Here is a 19,844-nt window from a genome sequence, read left to right on the forward strand (position 1 = left end):
CGATCAAGGGCGCCCCGCGCCCGATGAGGAGTAGCGCCATCAACACCTGGGAGACCATCCCCGAGATGGTCTTGAGCGCAGCGGACCGGTTCGGCGATGCGGAAGCTGTCGTCGACGGTCCGCTGCGCTTGTCCTTCACCGAGTTGGTGCAGCGAATTCGTTGCGCCGCAGGAGCTTTCACCGAACTCGGCATCGACAAGGGCGATCGGGTCGCGATCTGGGCGCCCAACTCGGCGAACTGGATCGTCGCGGCCTTCGGCCTGTTGAGTGCCGGCGGTGTGCTCGTTCCCGTCAACACCCGGTTCAAGCCGGACGAGGCGGCCGACATCATCTGCCGCAGCGGCGCCAAGGCCGTGCTGGTGCAGAAGGATTTTCTCGGGCTGGACTATTCGGGTCCGACGGGTGTGCCGGTGATCGACCTGGTTTCGGGCTTCCTGGCGTCGGGGGTGGCGTCCGATCGAGTCGGCGACCTGAGGGGCACCGACATCGCCGACGTCATCTTCACGTCTGGCACCACCGGTAGGCCCAAGGGCGCGATGATGAACCACCGGCAGACGCTGCGGGCCTACGAGGAGTGGGCGACCCTCGCGGATCTCCGCGAAGGCGACCGCTATCTGATGATCAATCCGTACTTCCATACGTTCGGGCTCAAAGCCGGGCTCGTTGCGTCCTTCCTGCGCGGCGCGACGATGCTTCCGGTGGCCGCATTCGACGTCGACCGGGTCGTCGATCTCGTCGAGCAGGAACGCATCACGATGCTGCCCGGCCCGCCCACGCTGTACCACTCGCTGCTGACCGTCGCCGACAAGGACCGGCTCGCGACCCTGCGGGCGGGGGTGACCGGCGCGGCCGACATCCCGGTGGAACTGATCCGTCGCATCCGCCACGAGTTGCCCTTCCAGTCCCTGATGACCGGCTACGGGCTCACCGAGGCGGGCAACGTGACGCTGTCGCGGCCCGGGGACACCCCCGAGGAGGTCGCGACCACGGCCGGCTTGCCGTGCGAGGACGTGGACGTCCGCATCGCCGGCGACGGCGAGGTGCTGGTGCGCGGTTACAACGTCATGCAGGGCTACCTCGACGACCCCGCCGCGACGGCCGAGGCCATCGACTCCGACGGTTTCCTGCACACCGGCGATCTCGGTGAGTTCACCGAGTCGGGACGGTTGCGGATCGTGGGCCGCAAGAAGGACATGTTCATCGTCGGCGGCTTCAACGCCTATCCCGCGGAAATCGAGGGTTTCCTGCTCGAACATCCGGCGGTCGCCCAGGCCGCGGTGATCGGCGTGCCCGATGACCGGATGGGCCAGGTCGGCAAGGCGTTCATCGTGCGCAATCCGGGTCACGACGGCGTCACGGCAGAGGATCTCATTTCGTGGAGCCGGGAGCGAATGGCGGGCTTCAAAGTGCCGCGCTCTGTAGAGTTCCTCGACAGGTTGCCGTTGAATGCCACCGGCAAGGTGATGAAGGACCGCCTTCAGGACAATCACGGCTGAGCGTGCGCACAGCCTGTAAATAACATTTCCGCAGGAAAGCGGCGTTTGCCGGGCGGTGCGGACGCGGGTATCGTCGCGGCGATACTCAAAATTGGATAATGACATTCTCATGATTGATGCATGAAGCAGAGGAGGTCGCTGTGCCGTCTTTCAGGCGCCGCGCGTCGGTGATCGACGCTGATCGCGTCGCACAGCCGCCGCAGGACGACCCTGAGCAGCGGCCAGCGGATTCGGAAGAGGTGCTCGCCCTCGCCGAGGAGGCCGAGGCTGAAGCGGCGGAGGCCGAGGCGATCGCCGCAGCCGCTCGCGCCCGGGCCAAGGCCATCCGGTTACGCAGGCAGGCGGCCGAGGCGAAGACGACCGAGGTGGTTTCGGCGCCGGTCGAGGAGACCGACGCGAAGCTCGACGAACCGCTCGAGGAAACCGCCGACGCAACGGAGGCCGGACCCGAGGCTGCACCGAGCGAGCCCGCCGACGAGACGGCTGAGGACGCCGCCGTCGGTACCGACGAAGCGCAGGCACCGCCGAAGCGGTCCCGTCGGCTCCGGATGCCGCGGATCAGGTGGAAGATCGTCGCCGCAGTGCTGGCAATCATCCTCACCCTGGCATTCGCCGTCGCCAGCGGTTTCATGGTGTGGCATCACCGGCAGGCCGTCGAGGAACAAGAGCGCACCGCGGAGTTCGCCGCGGCGGCGCGACAGAGTGTCGTGACCCTGATGTCGCTGGACTTCAACAAAGCCCAGGAAAACGTCAAACGCATCATCGACAACTCGACGGGGCAGTTCAAGGAGGACTTCGAGGCGCAGGCCGAGGACTTCGCCAGGGTCGCCAAAGATTCCAAGGTGGTCACCGAGGTCACCGTCAACGTCGCCGCGGTCAAGTCGATGACCGACAACAGCGCCACCGCGCTGGTGTCGGCCACCTCGCGGGTCACCAACTCCGCGGGCGCCAATCAGGAGCCGCGCTCCTGGCGCCTGATGGTGGACCTGGTCCGGGAGGGTGACCAGATCAAGATGTCGAAAGTCGAGTTCGTACCGTGAGTTCCGAAACCAACACCGAAGAGGTCGACGTGGACACCGCGGTCACCGACGAACCGGACTCCGCGGCAGCCGAGCCGGAGTCCACGGCGGTCGAGGAAGCGGCCTCGCAACCGACCGCCAAAAGAAGGCCGAAAAGGTTGGCGGGCATCGGGAAACACCTCGGCGCCATCATGCTCACGCTCCTGCTCGTCGTGTCGGCGGGTGTCGCGGCGTGGCTGTACTTCTTCCAGTTCCGGGTGGACCAGCAGACCGACGCGGACTCTCAACAGGTCGCGTTGGAGGCGGCGAAAACCGGCACGGTGGCGCTGCTGTCGTATGCCCCGGAATCCATGGAAAAGGATTTCGCGACCGCGAAGTCGCATCTGACCGGTGACTTCCTGGACTACTACACCCAGTTCACCGAGCAGATCGTGACCCCGGCGGTCAAGGAGAAGCAGGTCAAGACCAACGCGGCCGTCGTACAGGCCGGCGTGGCCGAAATACATCCCGACTCCGCGGTGGTACTGGTCTTCGTCAACCAGACGACGACCAGCAAGGAGAACCCGGACGGGGCGTTCGCTGCGAGCGCGGTCAAGGTCGGCATGACCAAGTCCGACGGCCGCTGGCTGATCAACGCCTTCGACCCCGTGTAGCGTCGCCGCCGTGACGGCGTCTCCTGACCAACGTCTCTCGGCGATCGTGCCGTTGCCGTCAGCAGAACACACTGCGGCGGTGTTCCACCCACTTGCGGGTCACGCGCCCCTGGCGCGCGTCGTGCGGCATTGCCTGGACGCGGTCGCCGATCCAGCCCGTGTCGTCGTGGCGGTCGCCGAACACCTTGCCGGGGAGGTCCGCGAGCTACTCACCCGCGAAGGAATGCCCGCGGTTGCGGTGGCAGTGACCGACGGGTCCGCCACCCGGGAACAATGTTTGACAGCCGCGCTCGAATACGTTGTGCGCCAGCCTGTTTCAACGCTGTTCGTGCTCGTGTACGACGTCCGGCAACCGCTGACCCCGTCGGGATTGGCGGACCGGGTGATCGAGCGCCTGGTGGACGGAGCTCCCGTGGTGCTGCCCGTGCTGCCGGTCACCGACAGCGTGAAAGTCGTCGACGAGCGCGGGGCGGTCATCACGTCGGTGGATCGCTCGACCCTTCAGGCCGTGCAGTTCCCGCGCGGATTCGCCGCCGATCACCTCGCTCGGTTGCTCACCGAGTCGGCCGGTGAGTTCGACGAGGCCGTCGCGGCGATTCGTTCGGCCACGCCGATCACCACCGTCGTCGGCGACACGCAGGCCGTCATCGCCGAACTGCCGCGCGACGCCTCGTTCCTCGAGGCGCTCATGGCGAGTCACCATTCGTGCTGACGCCGGCCAAGAGATGCTCGGCGATCGCGATGTCGCGCGCGAAAGTGACCTTGATGTTGCGCAGTTCGCCCGGAAACGTATGCACCGCAACATCGGTGAACGCCTCGATGCACGACGACGTATCGGTGCCCTCGAAGCGGTGACGCTCCGCGCTGCGGTACGCCTCGAGCAGCGGGACGGCCCGGAAGGCCTGCGGCGTCTGCACCCGAACCAGCGTTGGCGCTCCAGCCGGTTGCTGTAGCTCGGTGGTCACCACATCGGTCAGCGGCAACGCGGGTATGGCACCGCCGAACTCGCGCGCGACCGCGAGCGCGCGGGCGAACATCTCCGGGCCGGCCACCGGCCGCGCGGCGTCGTGAATCAGCACCACGTCGATCGACCCGGACTCGATCGCGGCGGTGAGATGGCGCAGCACGTTGAGCTCCGAACTGTGCCGGCTGTCACCGCCCTCGACGAACTCCACCCGGGCCATTGGCAATTCGCGCGCCACCACGTCGCGAGCCAGGTCGAGCTCGCCGCGCCGGTAGACCAACACGATGCGCTCGACGTCGGACACTCGGCTGAGAGTCTCCAGCGACCACGCCACCATCGGCCGACCCGCCAGCGGAAGGTAGGCCTTGTTGCCGGCGGCACCGACCCTGGCCCCCATGCCCGCGGCCAGCACCACGGCCACGGCGTGGGGTTCCCGGATGCTCATCCCCGTATCTTGGCACTGACCGCGCTCGCCGCCCGCACAGGCGGACGGCCCTGCCTGGATCGCTGCCATGCACTGCGGTGGGAATGTAGCGGAGGAGGACGGCGACGATGAGCGAGACAGAGCACCCACCGCCGGCCATACCGCACCGGGTGCGCAGGATGTCCGGTCGCGATCCCGACGAGCAGCACCGCGTGGCCACGCCGCTGGAACTGCTCTTCGATCTGACGTTCGTGGTCGCGTTCGGCATCGCGGCCAACGAGTTCGCCCACCTGCTCGCCGAGAACCACGTCGGCCCGGGGCTGCTCGGTTTCGCGTTCGCGACCTTCGCGGTGTGCTGGGCGTGGATCAACTTCAGTTGGTTCGCGTCGGCCTACGACACCGACGACTGGATCTACCGGCTGATGACCATGCTGCAGATGGTCGGCGTCATCGTCATGGCGCTCGGGTTCCCGCCGATGTTCGCGTCCATCGACCATGGTGGACACGTCGACAACCGGGTCATGGTCGCCGGGTACGTCGTGATGCGTATCGCCTTGGTGGGGCAGTGGTTACGGGCCGCCGCGCAGGACCCCCAGCACCGCTCCGCATGCCTGACGTACGTAGCCGCCGTCACCTTCGCTCAGGCGCTGTGGATCGTCAGCATCTTCCTGGACACGTCGGGACCGGTGACATTGGTGATCGTCGTCGTGCTGATCGGAATCGAGACGCTGGGCCCACTGCTCGCGGAGACCCGTCGTGGCGGCACGCCGTGGCACGCCCACCACATCGCCGAACGCTACGGGCTGCTGACGATCATCGCGCTCGGCGAGGGGGTGGTCGGCACGGTCGCGTCGTTGACGGCGGTGGTCAACTCACAGGGCTGGACGTTCGATGCCGCGTTCGTCGTCGTGGCCGGCATCGGGCTCACGTTCGCGATGTGGTGGATGTACTTCCTGATGCCGCAGGCCGAGCGACTGCACACCCGGCGCGACCGGTCCTTCTGGTTCGGGTACTTCCCGATGGTGATGCTGGGCGCCATCGTCGCGACCGGTGCCGGTCTGCATGCGGCCGCCTACTACATCGAGCACCATTCCGAACTCGGCTCGGTCGGAACCGTGCTGACGGTCGCCGTGCCCGTGGGCATCTTCGTGGTGTCGGTGTACGCGCTCCACGCGCTCATGGTGCGCTCGGTGGCGGCCGTGCATGTGCTGCTGATCGGGCTCACCGTCGCGGTGCTCGGCTTGGCGGTGTGGCTTGCGGCGGCGGGGATCTCGATGGCCAACTGCCTGCTGGTCGTCACGTTGGCGCCGATCGCGACCGTCGTCGGCCACGAAATCATCGGAGGAAACCGCCGCTCGCGGACCGGTTTGCGGACCTGATGCCCCGGGTACGCGTCTTGCATGCCGAAGACAACGAAGGGTGGTAGTGCCCGAAAGAGCGAACTGCCGAGCACGCTGAAGAAGTCGGACGCCAAGGCCCAGCGGACCTTCGCCAAGGCGCATGACGCCGCGGCCAAGGAGTACGGCGAAGGTCAACGCGCGCACCGAGTCGCCTACAGCGCGCTCAAGCACAGCTACGAGAAGGTCGGCGACCACTGGGAGCCCAAGTCCAAGAAGGGTCCGTCAGACCGTCGAGCACGTAGCGGTGGCCCTAATGCCAAGGGGGACACCGCGGAGGGCGTCAATGCGAACTCTTCCAAGAAACATCTGATGGAAGTCGCTCGGCGGCTGGATGTTTCGGGACGGTCGACGATGTCGAAGGACGAACTGGTATCGGCGATCAAGAAGGCGAACCGCCGCGCGACTGCCCGCAGCCGCTAGTTCGGATTTCGTCAAGGCCCTAGGCGGGCCGGGTATCCAGCCCTTCCAGCAGCATTCTCTCCTGCTCGACCATCATCAGCCTGCGAGTCTTGCGCCGGGTGATGACGATGCCGACCACCGCCAGCGCCCAGATCGCGTACTGCACGATCCAGGCCGCCCGGAACGAGTCGAACGAGATCTCCCCGGCGGTGTCGAGGATGACCCCCATCGCCTGCATCACCAACAGCGAGGCGATGAAGCCGCCCATGTTGACCAGGCCGGAAGCGGTGCCCAGCGTGGCGCTCGGATTGAAGGTCCGCGCGAAGTCGAAGCCGACCATCGACCCGGGACCGCCCACCGAGATCACCACGATCAGCACCACCAGCAGCCAGAGCGGCGCCGGCCCCGGCAACGCCAACACCACGGTCCACATCAACGCGTTGCTGGCGATGATCGCCAGGACAAGCCGGGAGCGCCGGTGTGGGCGCCGTCCGGTGAAGATGCCGATCAGCACGCCCGCCGTGATGGCGGCCAGCACCGAAACCGTCAACAACGTGCCTGCCAACCCGGCCGAAAGGCTCTGAGCACTGGTCAGATACGGGACACCCCACATCAGCGCGAACACGGTCACCGAGAACTGGGTGCCCATGTGGGTGAAGAACCCAAGCCGGGTGCCAGGCCGCAGCCAGACAGTCTTGACGCTGGTCAGCGTCTCGCGCACGGAGATCGTCTCTACCTCGACCGCGTTGCCGTTCGGAGTGTTCTTCACCAGCGCCACGGTCAGGACCATCGACAGCACGCCCAGAGCGGCCACCGACGCGTATGCCGTGGACCAGCCCCAAGCGTTGAGAACGGCGAAGAACGGGACCGCCGAAAGGATCTGACCGAGCTGCCCGCAGATTCCGGTCAGCTGGGTGACCAGAGGAACCTGTCGGTGACTGAACCAGTGCGGCACCAGCCGCAGCACCGAGATGAACGTGACTGCGTCGCCCAAGCCCAGCAGCGCTCGCGCGCCGATGGCGGTCGGCAGCGATTCGGTGAACGCGAGCGCGAGTTGGCCGGTCGCCATCAGCGTGGCGCCGACGAGGATCAAATTCTTGGAGCCGAAGCGGTCCAGCAGCAAACCCGCGGGCACCTGCGCGCCGGCGTAGACGATGACCTGCAGGACGACGAACGTCGACAGCAGGCTGGGACTGGCTTGGAACCGTTCTGCCGCATCGAGGCCGGAGACGCCCAACGTGGTGCGGTCGAGAACTGCAACGATGTATGCGAACAGTCCGGTGGCCCAGACGATCCAGGGACGCACACCGAACCTTTCCGATGATTGATAAGTCTGACTTTTCAATCGTTCCGTACGAGGGTCCTGGTGGCCAATCCTCTTGCGGTGAGTTCGCTCACCTAGCCCCCGAAACTCAGGTGAAGTTGGCTGAGAGTGCACCTTCCGTGCGCCAGCCGCCTAGCCGTTGTTGATAACAGCGCTGATAGGGACAGCCGCGTGGGCTTGCTGGCAAACTCCGATGAGACCACGTCGACCTTCGCTCGCAAACGCCGACACGCGGTTACAGTGATCCCATGGAGCGTCGCGGCGTTGGCTGAGTACCGCCTCGATGAACTGGCGCAGATCTCCGGTGTCAGCGCCCGCAACATCCGCGCCTACCGCGAACGTGGCCTGCTCGATCCGCCGCGGCGAGTCGGCCGCTCGGCGTTCTACGACGACTATCACCTGTCGCAGCTGCGCACCATCAACCAGTTGCACCGCCGTGGTTTCAGCTCGGCCCACATCGCCGAGTTCTTCGCCAGCCTCCGGCGAGGCGCCGATCTCGCCGACATTCTCGGAATTCAACGGGCCGTCCTGGGCCCGAGAACCGAATCCGGTGACGCCGGGCCCACGGCGGCCGACACCGCGGTGGAAGCGCTCGACATCGACCCCGACAGCGACGAGGGGCGCCGGCTGGTCGAGTACGGCCTGGCACAACTGGCCGACGGTGTCATGAGGTTGACCGATCCCGCGATGGCGCAAGTCGTGGCGCGCGCGGCGGACCAGCACGGCTACGTCAGTGCGCTGCTGCAGATCTTCGAGGCCTCTGGCCGGGCGATCGACGGGCTGGCGGAGGGGTTCTTACACGTGCTCGACGAATGCGTGGCCGCGCGGTTCGGTGAGGGCCGGGGGCCCCGGCCCGAGGAGGCCGAAGAGCTGGGCCGGTTGGTGCGCGACTACCGCGACCTGTGGACGAGCGTGGTGTCGCTTCGCCTGGACAAGGCGTTGCAAGAGCACACGGCGGGCGCCGGCTCCAGGTACGCCGAAGGCGTCGTGCTCAGCGGCCGCCGCGAGTCCTGAACTTCACCCCTTGATCTGCTGCCACCTGGCGGTCCACTCGTCGTACGTCGTGCAGTCGTCGCCGGTGCCGTCGACGCAGTCCTTCTGGGGCGTGGTCCAGTAGTGGATCTTGGCGGCGAAGCCGGCGTCGGTGGCGTGGTAGATGTCGCAGAAGTCGGGCTCGGTGGTGTGCTCACAGGCCTTCACGTTCGCGGGCGCCTCACCGAAGAACTCGGCGGCTTGGGCGTTGACCTCCGGCGAGGAGATCCAGTCCATCCACTTGTACATGCAGTTGGGGTGAGCGGCCGTCGACGAGATCATCCAGGTGTCCGACCAACCGGTGGAGCCCTCCTTGGGCAGCACCGTGTTGACCTGAACCTTGTTGCGCGCGCCGATCGTGTTGGCGATCACCTGCCAGGTGGTGCCGATGACCGAGGCGCCGGACTCGAAGGCCTGCACCTCCTTGGTGTAGTCCGACCAGTACTCGCCGATGTTCATGCGTTGCTTCTCGAGCAGTTCGACCGCGGCGTCGAGTTGTTCACCGGTCAAGGAGTACGGATCCTCAATTCCCAGTGCGGGTTTCGTCTTGGACAGGTACAACGCCGCGTCGGCGATGTAGATGGGGGAGTCGTATGCGGTGACCTTGCCCTTGTACCTGTCGGCGTCGTCGAACACCGCGGCCCACGAGTTGGGCGCGTCGCGGACGACCTCGATGTTGTACATCAGCAGGTTGGCGCCCCAGCCGTGCGGAATGCCGTACATCTGGCCGTCGACCGAATTCCACGATTTGTCCTTGAGGAACGACGAAATGTCTTCGTAGTTCGGCACCAGCGAGGTGTTGACGGGTGCCACATCGCCGGCGTAGATGAGGCGTAGCGTTGCATCGCCGGATGCCGAGACGCCGTCGTAGTTCCCGCTGCGCATCAACCGGACCATCTCGTCGGAGGTGTTTCCGAGCGTCACCTCCGTCTGACAGCCGGTCTGTTGTTCGAATGGCGTCACCCAGTCGGCGTCGCGGTTGTTGGAGCCGTCTTCGGCGTAGCCCGCCCAGGCGACCAAGTTGAGCCGTCCTTCGCCGGCGCCGACCGCGGCGAGCGGTTCGAGTTCGGGAAGCGTCTGGCCGGTCGCCGAACTCCGCTCGCCCGAACACGCGGTCGTCAGTGCCAGCACGACGGCGGCGCAGACGATGACGATCGAACCGGTTCGCGCGGCGCCCGGCATGAGCGGCATCTGCTACTCCTCCAGCAGTCGCATCGCCGCCGGTGCGCCGACCGCATCCGAGGGCATAACCAATCCTAAGAACGTGTGTCATCGGACAGTGGTTCATTGGCGCCCCGCGTGTCCGCGTAGCTCGGCAACCCGCCCCACAGTTGAGATTTTGATACAGCTGTGCGGACCTCAATCACATCTTGAAGCCGCGCTACGGGCAGTGGGACTAAACCTTACCGATCAGTAAGTCGCGCCAGCAAACAAATTTCAGTGGCCGACGGTCTCGAGAAGACAGATCACGCCCGAATGTCTCCTTTTGGCGCGGCGATGCTGCTGGTCGGACGGGCCGGAAATTTTTACATAACGATTAGATAACAATACTGCCTTGATCAGCGCAGTTCTGCCTACTCGACCGTAACCACCTGCATGCAGGACGTTTGTCCCGAATGGCTTCCGCCGGTATGGAACTGCGCGTTATCCCATGGCGGGTTACCCGAGCGTAGAACTGATCAGTAACCATTTTGGAGGCCAAAAAGCGTCTCCTCTTATGACACTCTTAGTACGGCTGGAGTGCACGGAAGGCGGTGCGCGAGGCACCGCGAGACCGCCCGCCCGGACCAGTCGGGATTCAATGCCGAATCGCGTGGCGCCGCGGCAAGGACACGGCAGCGCGCGGAGCGCCTTCAGACACAGTCGACGACGAGCATGACGCGGGACAGAGGGAGATAACCAGACGTGACGATAAACGAGCAGCACCGGGTGTCCACTGACCGCACCGCGGGACCCGCGCACGCCGGTACCCACGCGCTCGTCGATCGGCTGAACGCCGGTGAACCCTATGCGGTAGCCTTCGGCGGACAGGGCGGCTCATGGCTGGAGAACCTCGAGGAATTGGTCAGCTCGGCCGGCATCGAGTCGGAGCTCAGCGAGGTGGCCGGGGAGGCCGCGCTGTTGCTCGAGCCGGTGGCCCGTGAACTGGTGGTGGTGCGGCCGATCGGCTTCGAGCCGCTGCAATGGGTACGGGCGTTGGCCGCCGACGAACCGCTGCCCCCGACCAAGCAGCTCATCACCGCGGCGATCTCCGGACCGGGCATCCTGCTCGCACAGATGGCTGCGATCCGCGCCGCCGTCCGCCAGGGACTCGATCTGTACGACGCCCCGCCGGTCGCGATGGCGGGACATTCGCAGGGCGTCATCGCCTGCGAGTCGCTGCGCACTCGGGGCGCCAAGGACGCCGAACTGCTGGCGCTGCTGCAACTGATCGGCGCGGCCGGATCACTGGTCTCGCGGCGGCGAGGCATGGTCGGCCGCGGGGACAAGTCGCCGATGGTCTCGGTGACCAACGTCGATCCGGACCGCATCGCCGAGCTGCTCGAGGAGTTCTCCACCGACGTGCGCACGGTGCTGCCGCCGGTGCTGTCGATCCGCAACGGCCGGCGTTCGGTCGTCATCACCGGAACTCCCGAGCAACTGGGACGCTTCGAGCTGTACTGCGCCAAGATCACCGAGAAGGAAGAGGCCGAGCGCAAGAACAAGGTCCGCGGCGGCAGTGTATTCAACCCCGCCTTCAGCCAGATTCAGGTCGAGGTCGGATTCCACACCCCGCGGCTGGCGGACGGGGTCGAGCTGGTTGACCGGTGGGCCGAAAAGTGCGGTATCGACGCCAAGCTCGCGCACGAGATGACCGAGCACATCTTCGTGCGTCCGATCGACTGGGTCGCCGAGGTCGAGCGGCTGCACGAGGCCGGCGCGAAGTGGATCGTCGATCTCGGTCCGAGCGACACCGTGACGCGGTTGACTGCCCCGATCATCCGCGGCCTGGGGGTGGGCATCGTCCCCGCCGCAACGCGGGTCGGGCAGCGCAATCTGTTCACCGTCGGTGCAGAACCCGAGGTGCCGCCGGCGTGGTCGAGCTATGCGCCGACCACCGTGCAGCTGCCCGACGGCTCGGTCAAGCTGTCGACGAAGTTCACCCGGCTCACCGGACGCTCGCCGATCCTGCTGGCGGGGATGACACCGACGACCGTCGACGCCAAGATCGTCGCGGCCGCCGCCAACGCCGGTCACTGGGCCGAACTCGCTGGTGGTGGGCAGGTCACCGAGGAGATCTTCACCGACCGCATCGCCGAGCTGACCACGCTGCTCGAGCCCGGCCGTGCCGTGCAGTTCAACTCGCTGTTCCTCGATCCGTATCTGTGGAAGCTGCAAGTCGGTGGAAAACGGTTGGTGCAGAAGGCCCGTCAGTCCGGTGCGCCGATCGACGGCCTCATCGTCAGCGCAGGCATCCCGGAGCTCGAGGACGCCGTCGAACTGATCGACGAGCTCAACTCCGTCGGCATCAGCCACGTGGTGTTCAAACCCGGCACGGTCGACCAGATCAAGTCCGTCATCAAAATCGCCGCCGAGGTGCCGGGCAAGGACGTCATCGTCCACATCGAGGGTGGCCGCGCCGGCGGGCACCACTCCTGGGAAGACCTCGACGACCTGCTGCTGAACACCTACGGGGAGTTGCGCAAACTGCCCAACATCACGGTCTGCGTCGGCGGCGGAATCGGCACCCCGGAGCGCGCGGCCGAGTATCTGTCCGGGCGGTGGGCCACCGAATACGGTTTCCCGGCGATGCCGGTGGACGGCATCTTGGTGGGTACCGCGGCGATGGCGACATTGGAGGCCACCACCTCGCCCGCCGTCAAGCAGATGCTGGTCGAGACCGGCGGCACCGACCACTGGATCAGCGCCGGAAAAGCCCAGGGCGGCATGGCTTCCAGCCGCAGCCAACTCGGTGCCGACATCCACGAGATCGACAACGCCGCATCGCGTTGCGGCCGGCTGCTCGACGAGGTCGCCGGTGACGCCGAAGCCGTGGCGGCCCGCCGCGACGAGATCATCGCCGCGATGGCCACCACCTGCAAGCCGTACTTCGGCGACGTCGGCGAGATGACCTACCGCCAGTGGCTGGCGCGCTACGTCGAATTGGCGATCGGCGACGACGACAGCACCGCCGACACCAAGCTGCCCGGCACCCCGTGGCTGGCCGACACCTGGCGCGACCGGTTCGCCGAAATGCTGCACCGCGCCGAGGCGCGCCTGCACCCGCAGGACTCCGGACCGATCGCCACGCTCTTCGGTGACGCTGCGCTGCTTGATGATCCGGACCGGGCGATCGCCACGCTGGTGGCGCGCTATCCGGAATCGGAGACGCTGCGGTTGCACCCGGCCGACGTGCCGTGGTTCATCACGCTGTGCAAGACCCCGGGCAAGCCGGTCAATTTCGTGCCGGTCATCGACAAGGATGTGCGGCGGTGGTGGCGCAGCGACTCGCTGTGGCAGGCCCACGACGCGCGCTACACCGCCGACCAGGTCTGCATCATCCCCGGCACGCAGGCGGTTGCGGGCATCACCCGCGTCGACGAGCCGGTCGGTGAGCTGCTCGACCGCTTCGAGCAGACCGCGATCGATGAGGCACTCGCCGCTGACGGCAACCCTGTGCCGGTGGTTTCGCGACGCCAGGCCCGCGCCGACGTCACCGGGCCGCTCGCGGTGGTACTCGACTCACCCGACGTGTTGTGGGCGGGCCGCGTCGCGATCAACCCGGTGCACCGCATCGGTGCCCCGAGCGAGTGGCAGGCCAACGAAAACCGCAATGCCACACATCCTTCCACCGGGGCTCGGCTCGAGCTCAGTGGTGACCGGGTGACGCTGAGCGTGCCGCTGTCCGACATCTGGGTCGACATCCCGTTCACACTGCCGGCGTGCACGGTCGACGGCGGCATGCCCGTCGTCACGGTCGAGGATGCGTCGACCGCGATGCGTGCCGTGCTGGCGATCGCGGCCGGTGTCGACGGACCCGACGACTTACCCCCGGTGCGCGACAACGTCTCGACCGTGACCGTCGACTGGGAGCCCGAACGGGTCGCCGACCACACCGGTGTCACCGCGACGTTCGGCGCCCCGCTGGCGCCCGGTCTCACGCTCGTACCGGACGCGCTCGTCGGGCACTGCTGGCCCGCGGTTTTCGCGGCGATCGGGTCCGCGCTCACCGAGGACGGCTTCCCCGTCGTCGAAGGCCTGCTGAGCCTGGTACATCTCGACCACGCCGCGCACCTGCTGGGCGAGATGCCGAAAACCCGGGCCGAACTGGCGATCACGGCAACGGTTTCGACCGCCACCGATTCCGAATACGGACGCGTCGTACCGGTGACGGTGCAGATTCGCGACGCCGACGGCGACCTGCTGGCCACTCTCGAAGAGCGCTTCGCGATCCGCGGTCGCACCGGCGCGGCCGATCTCGCCGATCCGCCGCGCGCGGGTGGGGCGATCACCGACAACGCGACCGACACCCCGCGACGCCGGCGCCGCGACGTGACCGTCACCGCACCGACCGACATGAGCGCTTTCGCGGTCGTCTCCGGTGATCACAACCCGATCCACACCGACCGTGCCGCCGCGCTGCTGGCAGGGCTCAAATCGCCCATCGTGCACGGCATGTGGCTGTCGGCGGCCGCACAGCACGTCGTCGCCGCCACCGACGGCAAGCCCGCCCCGCCGGCGCGCGTCGTCGGCTGGACGTCGCGGTTCCTCGGCATGGTGCTGCCCGGTGACGAGGTCGACTTCCGCGTCGACCGCGTCGGAATCGACCGCGGCGCAGAGATCGTCGAGGTCACCGCCAAGGTCGCGGGCGACCTCGTCATGTCCGCGACGGCCCAGCTCGCCGCGCCCAAGACCGTCTACGCGTTCCCGGGCCAGGGCATCCAGCACAAGGGCATGGGTATGGAGGTGCGCGCCCGCTCCAAGGCGGCCCGCAAGGTGTGGGACACCGCGGACAAGTTCACCCGCGACACGCTGGGCTTCTCGGTGCTGCATGTGGTGCGCGACAACCCGACCAGCCTGATCGCCAGTGGCGTGCACTACCACCACCCCGACGGTGTGCTGTTCTTGACCCAGTTCACCCAGGTGGCGATGGCGACGGTGGCCGCCGCCCAGGTGGCCGAGATGCGCGAGCAGGGCGCGTTCGTCGAAGGAGCGATCGCCTGCGGTCACTCCGTCGGCGAGTACACCGCGCTGGCGTGCGTCAGCGGTGTCTACGAGCTGGAAGCGTTGCTGGAGGTGGTGTTCCACCGCGGCAGCAAGATGCACGACATCGTGCCGCGTGACCACCTCGGCCGGTCGAACTACCGGCTGGCCGCGATCCGACCGTCGCAGATCGACCTCGACGACGCCGACGTCAAGGCGTTCGTCGCCGAGATCTCCGAGCGCACCGGTGAGTTCTTGGAAATCGTCAACTTCAACCTGCGCGGCTCGCAGTACGCGATCGCGGGCACCGTGCGTGGGCTGGAAGCGCTGGAGGAGGAAGTCGAGCGGCGCCGCGAGATCACCGGCGGCAAGCGGTCGTTCATCCTGGTTCCCGGCATCGACGTGCCGTTCCACTCTTCGGTGCTGCGCGTTGGCGTGGCCGACTTCCGCCGCTCGCTGGAGCGCGTGATGCCGCGCGGCCAGGATCCCGACCTGATCATCGGCAAGTACATCCCCAACCTGGTGCCGCGGCCGTTCACGCTCGACCGCGACTTCATCCAGGAGATCCGCGATTTGGTGCCGGCCGAGCCGCTCGACGAGATCCTCGCCGACTACGACACCTGGCGCACCGAGAAGCCGGCCGAGCTGTGCCGCAAGGTCGTGATCGAGCTGCTGGCATGGCAATTCGCCAGCCCGGTGCGCTGGATCGAAACCCAGGACCTGCTGTTCATCGAGGAAGCCGCGGGCGGTCTGGGCATCGAGCGTTTCGTCGAGATCGGCGTGAAATCCGCGCCGACGGTCGCGGGCTTGGCGGCCAACACCCTGAAGCTGCCCGAATACTCGCACAGCACAACGGAAGTGCTGAACTCCGAGCGCGACGCGGCGGTGCTGTTCGCCACCGACACCGACCCCGAGCCCGAACTCGGCGACGAGCTGACCTCCGCTCCCGCGCCCGAGGCGGCCGCGCCCGTCGAGGCGGCCGCACCAGCCGCCCCGGCTCCAGCGCCCGCTGCGCCGGCGGGCGGCCCCAGGCCGGACGACCTCACGTTCGACGCCGCCGACGCCACCATGGCACTGATCGCGCTGTCGGCGAAGATGCGCATCGACCAGATCGAGCCGCTGGACTCCATCGAATCGATCACCGACGGCGCGTCGTCGCGACGCAACCAACTGCTGGTCGACCTCGGCTCGGAGCTCGACCTCGGCGCCATCGACGGTGCGGCGGAAGCGGATCTGGCCGGGCTCAAGGGCCAGGTCACCAAGCTCGCCAGGACCTACAAGCCGTTCGGCCCGGTGCTGTCCGACGCAGTCAACGACCAGCTGCGCACCGTGTTCGGCCCGTCCGGCAAGCGGCCCGCCTACATCGCCGAGCGGGTCACCAAGACGTGGGAGCTGGGCCCGGGATGGGTCAAGCACGTCACCGTCGAGGTGGCGCTCGGCACCCGCGAGGGGTCCAGCGTCCGTGGTGGGGACCTGGGCGGCCTGCACGACGGCGCGCTGGCCGACGGGGCGACCGTCGACAAGGTGATCGACGCCGCGGTCTCCGCGGTCGCGGCAAGGCGCGGCGTTGCGGTGTCGCTGCCGTCCGCCGCGGGCGCCGGCGGGGGCGTGGTGGACTCCGCCGCGCTCTCCGAGTTCGCCGAGCAGGTCACCGGCCGCGACGGCGTGCTGGCCTCGGTGGCCCGCACGATCCTGGGTCAGCTGGGTCTCGACACCGCGGTCCCCGCCCCGGAGGCCACCGATGCCGAGCTCATCGACCTGGTCACCGCCGAACTGGGTTCGGACTGGCCACGTTTGGTGGCGCCCGTGTTCGACGGTCGCAAGGCGGTGCTCTTCGACGACCGCTGGGCCAGCGCCCGCGAGGATCTGGCCAAGCTGTGGCTGCTCGACGAGGGCGAGATCGACGCGGACTGGCAGCGGCTCTCGCAGCGTTTCGAGGGCGCGGGTCACGTCGTCGGCACGCAGGCCACCTGGTGGCAGGGCAAGGCGCTCGCGTCGGGTCGCAACATCCACGCCTCGCTGTACGGGCGCGCCGCGGCGGGTGCGGAGAACCCCGACGCCGGCCGCTACAGCGACGAGGTCGCCGTCGTCACCGGAGCCTCGAAGGGGTCGATCGCCGCGTCCGTCGTGGCGCAATTGCTCGACGGCGGGGCGACGGTCATCGCGACGACGTCCAAGCTCGACGACGACCGGTTGGCGTTCTACCGCGCGCTCTACCGCGACAACGCCCGCTGGGACGCCAAGTTGTGGGTGGTGCCTGCCAACATGGCGTCCTACACCGACATCGATGCGCTGGTTCAGTGGGTCGGCACAGAGCAGACCGAAAGCCTTGGGCCGCAGTCGATCCACCTCAAAGACGCCCAGACGCCGACACTGCTGTTCCCGTTCGCCGCACCGCGGGTCGCCGGCGACCTGTCCGAGGCCGGATCGCGCGCCGAGATGGAGATGAAGGTGCTGCTGTGGGCAGTGCAGCGGCTGATCGGCGGCCTGTCACACATCGGAGCCGAACGCGACATCGCCGCGCGACTGCACGTCGTGCTGCCGGGCTCACCGAACCGCGGCATGTTCGGCGGTGACGGCGCCTACGGCGAGGCGAAGTCCGCGCTCGACGCGTTGGTGACCCGCTGGAAGGCCGAAACATCGTGGGCGCAGCGGGTTTCGTTGGCCCACGCGCTGATCGGGTGGACCAAGGGCACGGGCCTGATGGGTCACAACGACGCCATCGTCGGCGCGGTCGAAGAGGCCGGCGTGCGTACGTACACGACCGACGAGATGGCGCGCATGCTGCTCGGGTTGTGTGACATCGAATCCAAGGTGGCCGCGGCGCACAAGCCGCTGCAGGCCGACTTCACGGGTGGACTGGCCGACGTCGACATCGACATGGCCGAACTGGCCGCCAAGGCTCGCGACGAGATGGTGACCGAAAGCCGAACCGAGGAAACCGATGACGAGGGCACTGTGCGCGCGCTGCCGTCGCCGCCGCGGGGCTACAAGTCCGCGCCGCCGCCGGAGTGGGCCGACCTCGACATCGACCCGGCCGACATGGTGGTCATCGTCGGTGGCGCCGAGCTGGGACCCTACGGCTCCTCGCGCACCCGCTTCGAGATGGAGGTCGACAACGAGCTGTCCGCGGCCGGCGTGCTCGAGCTGGCGTGGACGACCGGACTGGTCAAGTGGGAAGACGATCCGACACCGGGCTGGTACGACACCGAAACCGGTGAGCTGGTCGACGAGGGCGAGCTGGTGGAGCGTTACCACGACGCCGTGATCGAGCGGGTCGGCATCCGCGAGTTCGTCGGCGATGGCGCGATCGACGCCGACCACACTGCGCCGCTTCTGGTTTCGGTGTTCCTCGACAAGGACTTCACCTTCGTGGTGTCCAACGAGGAGGAAGCCAGGGCGTTCGTCCGCGCCGATCCGGAGCACACCGTCATCGCACCCGTACCGGACAGCGGCGACTGGCAGGTCACCCGCAAGGCCGGCACCGAGATCCGGGTGCCGCGCAAGACGAAACTGTCCCGCACCGTCGGCGCGCAGATTCCCACCGGATTCGATCCGATGGTCTACGGCGTCAGCCAGGAGATGATGAACTCCATTGACCGGCTGGCGATCTGGAACCTCGTCACCACGGTCGACGCGTTCCTGTCCGCCGGCTTCACGCCCGCGGAACTGATGCGCTGGGTGCATCCCAGCCTGGTGGCCAGCACCCAGGGCACCGGCATGGGCGGCATGACGTCGATGCAGACCATGTACCACGGCAACCTGCTGGGCCGGAACAAGCCGAACGACATCCTGCAGGAAGTCCTGCCGAACGTGTACGCGGGCCACGTCGTGCAGTCCTATGTGGGCAGTTACGGCGCGATGATCCATCCGGTCGGGGCTTGCGCCACCGCGGCGGTGTCGGTCGAGGAGGGCGTCGACAAGATCAAGCTCGGCAAGGCGGAGTTCGTCGTCGCCGGCGGATACGACGACCTGACGCTCGAGGCCATCATCGGGTTCGGCGACATGGCCGCGACCGCGGACACCGAGATGATGCGGGCCAAGGGCATCAGCGACTCGAAGTTCTCCCGCGCCAACGACCGTCGCCGGCTCGGGTTCGTCGAGGGCCAGGGTGGTGGGACCATCCTGCTGGCCCGCGGTGATCTCGCGCTCAAGATGGGGCTGCCGGTGCAAGCGGTCATCGGCTACGTGTCGTCGTTCGGCGACGGGGTGCACACCTCGATCCCGGCACCGGGCCTGGGTGCGCTGGCGGCCGGCCGTGGCGGTCGCGACTCGCAGTTGGCGCGCTCGCTGGCCGCGCTCGGCGTCGGACCCGACGACATCGCGGTGGTGTCCAAGCACGACACCTCGACACTGGCCAACGATCCCAACGAGACCGAGCTGCACGAGCGGCTCGCCGACTCGCTGGGCAGGTCGGAAGGGGCACCACTGTTCGTGGTGTCGCAGAAGAGCCTGACCGGTCATTCGAAGGGCGGCGCGGCGGCGTTCCAGATGATGGGGCTGTGCCAGATCCTGCGCGACGGCATCATCCCGCCGAACCGCAGCCTGGATTGTGTCGACGACGAACTCGCCGGTGCTGCGCACCTGGTCTGGCTGCGTGACACCCTGCACTTCGGCGACAAGTTCCCGTTGAAGGCGGGGCTGATCACCAGCCTCGGCTTCGGCCACGTGTCCGGTCTGATCGCGCTGGTGCATCCGCAGGCGTTCCTCGCCGCGCTGAGCCCGGAGGAACGCGCGCAGTACAAGCAGCGCGCGGACGCCCGGGTGCTGGCCGGTCAGCATCGGCTCGCGTCGGCGATCGCGGGCGGCAAGCCGCTGTACGAGAAGCCGGCCGACCGCCGGTTCGGCCACGACGCCCCGGAGAAGCGGCAGGAAGCCGAGATGCTGCTCGATCCGGCGTCGCGGCTCGGCGACGACGACGTGTATGTGCCCGCACAAGCGTGAGATAGC

The 19,844-nt window shown here is 67.5% G+C and carries 11 protein-coding genes; 8 read left to right on the plus strand and 3 right to left on the minus strand.

All coding sequences use genetic code 11. The annotated features are described in order from the left end of the window. Nucleotides 1-23: 23 nt before the first annotated feature. The 4 genes from G6N18_RS00260 to G6N18_RS00275 all read left to right on the plus strand — a co-directional run bounded on the left by G6N18_RS00260 (nt 24) and on the right by G6N18_RS00275 (nt 3,880). On the plus strand, nt 24-1,496 hold the full coding sequence (locus G6N18_RS00260; RefSeq protein WP_083005989.1) for a FadD3 family acyl-CoA ligase: 1,473 nt from the start codon (nt 24-26) through the stop codon (nt 1,494-1,496). Between the two features lie 140 nt (nt 1,497-1,636). Continuing rightward, a complete protein-coding gene (locus G6N18_RS00265) occupies nt 1,637-2,536 on the plus strand; it encodes an Rv1363c family protein (protein WP_083005991.1) in 900 nt (299 codons plus the stop codon). Beyond that, nucleotides 2,533-3,168 carry an Rv1363c family protein gene (locus tag G6N18_RS00270; protein WP_109749560.1) on the plus strand — a complete coding sequence of 212 codons (636 nt, stop codon included), beginning with the start codon at nt 2,533-2,535 and terminating at the stop codon, nt 3,166-3,168. Before G6N18_RS00265 ends, G6N18_RS00270 begins: the two co-directional genes overlap by 4 nt. A 10-nt stretch (nt 3,169-3,178) precedes the next feature. Continuing rightward, complete coding sequence (locus G6N18_RS00275; RefSeq protein ID WP_083005993.1) at nt 3,179-3,880, plus strand: IspD/TarI family cytidylyltransferase; 702 nt, start codon at nt 3,179-3,181, stop codon at nt 3,878-3,880. Here the strand turns inward: G6N18_RS00275 and G6N18_RS00280 are convergent. Next, the gene (locus tag G6N18_RS00280; protein ID WP_179962342.1) at nt 3,855-4,577 is read right to left on the minus strand and encodes an IspD/TarI family cytidylyltransferase; all 723 of its coding nucleotides are present in this window, start codon (nt 4,575-4,577) and stop codon (nt 3,855-3,857) included. The two genes, G6N18_RS00275 and G6N18_RS00280, sit on opposite strands and share 26 nt — an antisense overlap. Before the next feature lie 107 nt (nt 4,578-4,684). Here G6N18_RS00280 and G6N18_RS00285 point away from each other — a divergent pair, with 107 nt between their 5' ends. Together G6N18_RS00285 and G6N18_RS00290 are read left to right on the plus strand one after the other, a co-directional pair. Then, nucleotides 4,685-5,935, plus strand: coding sequence for a low temperature requirement protein A (locus tag G6N18_RS00285; protein WP_083005995.1), 1,251 nt, complete (start codon nt 4,685-4,687; stop codon nt 5,933-5,935). Between the two features lie 21 nt (nt 5,936-5,956). Next, nucleotides 5,957-6,376, plus strand: a complete 420-nt coding sequence (locus G6N18_RS00290) for a ChaB family protein (protein ID WP_083005997.1) — start codon at nt 5,957-5,959, stop codon at nt 6,374-6,376. A 19-nt stretch (nt 6,377-6,395) separates the two neighbouring features. On the opposite strand, the gene G6N18_RS00295 is transcribed toward G6N18_RS00290, so the two are convergent. Further along, the gene (locus G6N18_RS00295; RefSeq protein ID WP_083005999.1) at nt 6,396-7,661 is read right to left on the minus strand and encodes an MFS transporter; all 1,266 of its coding nucleotides are present in this window, start codon (nt 7,659-7,661) and stop codon (nt 6,396-6,398) included. 282 nt (nt 7,662-7,943) lie between these two features. On the opposite strand from G6N18_RS00295, the gene G6N18_RS00300 reads away from it, so the two are divergent. Then, a complete protein-coding gene (locus G6N18_RS00300; RefSeq protein ID WP_083006045.1) occupies nt 7,944-8,693 on the plus strand; it encodes a MerR family transcriptional regulator in 750 nt (249 codons plus the stop codon). Nucleotides 8,694-8,696: 3 nt separating this feature from the next. On the opposite strand, the gene G6N18_RS00305 is transcribed toward G6N18_RS00300, so the two are convergent. Beyond that, nucleotides 8,697-9,893, minus strand: a complete 1,197-nt coding sequence (locus G6N18_RS00305) for an ABC transporter substrate-binding protein (RefSeq protein ID WP_083006048.1) — start codon at nt 9,891-9,893, stop codon at nt 8,697-8,699. Nucleotides 9,894-10,616: 723 nt separating this feature from the next. Between G6N18_RS00305 and G6N18_RS00310 the strand changes: the two genes are divergently transcribed. Continuing rightward, complete coding sequence (locus G6N18_RS00310) at nt 10,617-19,838, plus strand: type I polyketide synthase (protein WP_083006002.1); 9,222 nt, start codon at nt 10,617-10,619, stop codon at nt 19,836-19,838. The last annotated feature ends 6 nt before the right edge of the window (nt 19,839-19,844 follow it).

It is taken from the genome of Mycolicibacterium celeriflavum (assembly GCF_010731795.1).
In the GTDB taxonomy this organism is placed as follows: Bacteria; Actinomycetota; Actinomycetes; order Mycobacteriales; family Mycobacteriaceae; genus Mycobacterium; species Mycobacterium celeriflavum.

Bases quoted from the DNA above. Each gene is read 5' to 3' on its own strand.
- G6N18_RS00260 (WP_083005989.1), top strand. From the start codon at position 24: ATGAGGAGTAGCGCCATCAACACCTGGGAGACCATCCCCGAGATGGTC.
- G6N18_RS00280 (WP_179962342.1), bottom strand. From the start codon at position 4,577: ATGAGCATCCGGGAACCCCACGCCGTGGCCGTGGTGCTGGCCGCGGGC.
- G6N18_RS00285 (WP_083005995.1), top strand. From the start codon at position 4,685: ATGAGCGAGACAGAGCACCCACCGCCGGCCATACCGCACCGGGTGCGC.
- G6N18_RS00290 (WP_083005997.1), top strand. From the start codon at position 5,957: ATGCCGAAGACAACGAAGGGTGGTAGTGCCCGAAAGAGCGAACTGCCG.
- G6N18_RS00305 (WP_083006048.1), bottom strand. From the start codon at position 9,893: ATGCCGGGCGCCGCGCGAACCGGTTCGATCGTCATCGTCTGCGCCGCC.